At 60.4% G+C, this 3,281-nt stretch carries 2 protein-coding genes; one reads left to right on the top strand and one right to left on the bottom strand.

All coding sequences use genetic code 11. The features are described 5' to 3' along the window. Positions 1–55: 55 nt before the first annotated feature. Positions 56–301: a hypothetical protein gene (locus tag QZ269_RS12500; RefSeq protein WP_291427035.1), complete on the top strand. Its 246-nt coding sequence runs from the start codon at positions 56–58 to the stop codon at positions 299–301. Between the two features lie 39 nt (positions 302–340). Here QZ269_RS12500 and QZ269_RS12495 read toward each other — a convergent pair. Continuing rightward, on the bottom strand, positions 341–3,281 hold a 2,941-nt coding region (locus tag QZ269_RS12495), incomplete at its 5' end, for a Tn3 family transposase (RefSeq protein ID WP_291427034.1).

Below are 3,281 nucleotides of genomic sequence, written 5' to 3'. Positions count from 1 at the left end.
TGGTCGAGGCCCTGGGCCTGTATGACGGGCGACCGGTCGAGCTGGGGGCCGCGTCATGAGTCGCCCCGACCATGACGCCCCCCCTCTTCTGATCGCGGTGCAGGTCGAGGGCCAGCACATACACCTGACGGTGAGCGGCCCAGACTTTGAGCAGGTGCTTACTTTTCCCGCCTCCATGTATTACCACCTTGCCCCCCGTGACCTGTTCAGCGCCGCGCCGCTCGCTCTAACGGTTTGGCCTGAACATCCTAGTCACGGGGGCGCGGCCAGCGCCTATCAGGTCGAGCCGTACACGGGGTGACGTGAGAGTCCGTGCGAAAAATTACCCTAGTAATCCAGCCTACAATTCAATCTGATCAAGATAAGCTTCCAGGGTATTCGGGTCGCGTAGCGTTCGCAGTTGCCCGGCAGCAATCGCTTCCGGCAAGGTGAAGTCGTATCGTCCGAGCATGTTCACATGCTCGTGAACCAGTGGGGTCAGGCGGGCTACGTCCTCATCACGCACTTCAGCGCCATCACGCTTGAGCTGTTCCAGGATTTCCTGTATGTAGCGCGTATTCCACAGGACAATCGCATTCACCACCAGCCCCAGTGCTCCCAACTGGTCTTCCATCCCCTCGCGGTATTTCTGCCGTAATTCCCCTCTGCCCCCGTGGAAGACCACCCGCGCCACGCCGTGGCGCTGTTCGCCTCGATTGAGCTGCCGCAGAATCCGCTGGCGGTACGTTTCATCGTCGATGTAATGCAGCAGGTACAGCGTTTTCTCAATCCGTCCGAACTCAGCCACTGCCCGGCCCAGACCGGACAGACTGCCGCCACGTCGCAGGGTTCGCATCACACTGATGGCCCCTATTTTCCCCAGTTTGAGTGATCCTGCTAGCCTGAGCATGTCTTCCCAGTGGGCTGCAATCAGAGATTCGTTCAGCGGGTTACTGCTCAGGTCATTCAGTGCGCCGTAATCGGCTTCTTTGTCGAGTCGCCAGAAGCTCTGGTCATGTAGGTCGGCCACTCTGGGACTGAATTTGTAGCCCAGCAAAGCAAACAGGCCAAAGACCACGTCGCTGTAGCCGTGGGTATCCGCCATGATCTCGCGGGGGTCGAGGCGGGTCTGCTGTTCCAGCAGGCCCGCGAGGATGTATAGGCTATCCCTGATCGTCCCTGGAATGACGATGCCGTGGAAGCCGGTGAACTGGTCGCTGGTGAAGTTGTAATAGGTCACGCCGCGCTGAGGGCCAAAATATTTGCTGTTCCATCCGGCGCTGATGGTACGAACAGGCACCACGAAGCGCAGTCCATCGGCAGAGGCGACTTCCCCGCCGCCCCAGACCTGGGCCAGCGGCAAATCGTACTGCGTATCGACCAGACAGGCATTTGAGGCGGCCAGCGTTTCCGCCCGCAGGTAATTCTGTTGCACCCACGACAGGCGGGCGATGGTCAGCGCCCGAACATCAGGGCGTGAAACTGCTTTCAGTCCGATATTGCAGGCTTGGGCGAGCAGCACAGCGCAGATACTCAACGGCAGATCATCGGCAGAAGATTTCGCTTCCGTGATGTGGGTAAAGGCGCTGGCAAAGCCCGTCAGGGCGTGAACTTCCAGCAGCAGTTCCGGTAAATCCACCGCTGGTAGGCGACTGAGCACCATCGCCCGCAGAGCCAGCAGGCTCTCCGGTTCGGGCAGAGCCGTCGGAGCAGCCAGACTCAGATGAGTCTGGCCTTTCTCAAGCTCGAACGTCAGCGCCGCGTTGTTGGGAAGATTGTCCATCACAGCCTGATAGGTCTGCCCCAGTTCGATCCGCAGCAGTTCCAGTTCGGCTCTGGCGTCCAGGCTGCGGCTGAGAGCGCGGCACACGTCATCCCGCACATCCAGCCATGCCTGTCCCTGCAACAGTTCAGCGCGGGGATCGCCATAGCGCTCGCTGCGCTCGACGAAGACTTCCCGGCGGTGCAGGGCTTGCTGGAGCCGCTTCGCGGCACAGAGGGTATACGCCTGGGGATCGACCACACCTTTGGCGGGAAAGACGTGTCTTTCCCAGGCCCGCGACACGAAGCCCCTGGGGGCTTCGCTCCATTTCGGTTTCCCGCCGCCTGGCTCGTCCATGCGTTTCAGGAAAGCCAGAGCGTCCAGCAACGGTTGGGCGCTGGGCGTTCCGTTGAACTGGATGGTCAGCAGAAACAGTCGCCAGAATCGGCGGATCGTGTTGTAGTAACGGCTGAGGGCTTCCGGTGTCGTATCGCTATCTGGGCTGGCGAGTTCAGCCACTTTACTCGCAGCGTCCCGAAGCTGTGGCTGGTTCACCCGTTGCAGCGCGACCTCACGGACTTTCTCCGGGGGAACCGTCTCGTCGAGGAGTACCAGCGCGACTTCCCTGAGCAACAGGGCGGCCTGGTCGAGGTCTTTCAGGGAACGCCAGCGTTCCTGACGGCGTTTCGCTTCCCCACGCAGGCTCAGGTCATTGATGTGATTCTCGAACAGTTCCAGCGCGTCATCGGTGGCGCTGCGTTCCAGATATTGGACATACACCAGCAGCCTTGCCAGACGACGTTCTTCCCCAGAGCGTTCCAGGGATTGAACACGAGCGGCCTGCACCTGCCTGACCAGAATCGTCTGCCGCGAGGTGGGAATGTCGCTCAGGTCAAGCTGACTGACGCCCACCGCACGAATCTTTTCAATCCGGTGCAACGCCTGATAAAGCGCTGGGGCGCTGATGCGGTCAGGTGGGGTTCGCAGACGCTCCAGAGGGGCCATCCAGTCGGTTTCAGGAACCGTGAGCAGGTTGGTCAAGGCCATACGCTGTTCAGGAGAAAGGCGTTCGCTCAGAGTGGTGTAGGTGCGAGCGGTATACCGCTCGCGGATTCGTGAAATCAGCCGTGCCAGAGTGCTGACTCCGGGCAGAACGATGCGCTGGGCAATCAGGTGGGCTGTCGCCAGGTCGAAGAGGACGCTGGGCCGCATGGCACTCAATTTCAGTTGCGCGTAGAGCCAGCGGTTGAGGCGAAAGGCCTGGAAGCCGTCAAACTCTAGATAATCCAGATGGTCGAGGATCAGTTTGCGGTGCTGGTGTCGGGTTGCGGCGCGTAGGGCGTAACGCACGAACTCCTGCCTTGGGAGGCCAAGTTGCTGAGCGACATGCTCGACTACGACGGCTGGCGTTTCCTGTGGATTGCTCAGGAACGTGCCCAAGAAGCGCAGGGTGCCGAGTTGCACTGCGAAACCCAGTTGAGATTCTGGACGACGACGTCCAGCCGTCACCGAGCGGTCTGCATCACTGAGGGTAAAAAAT

The sequence above is a fragment of the Deinococcus sp. genome (assembly GCF_018260405.1).
Classification (GTDB): domain Bacteria; phylum Deinococcota; class Deinococci; order Deinococcales; family Deinococcaceae; genus Deinococcus.
The sequence above is the reverse complement of the archived record's forward strand: the minus strand, read 5'-3'. Positions and strand labels throughout refer to the sequence as shown.

Coding starts and splice junctions, on each gene's coding strand:
- QZ269_RS12500 (WP_291427035.1), top strand. CDS start 56: ATGAGTCGCCCCGACCATGACGCCCCCCCTCTTCTGATCGCGGTGCAG.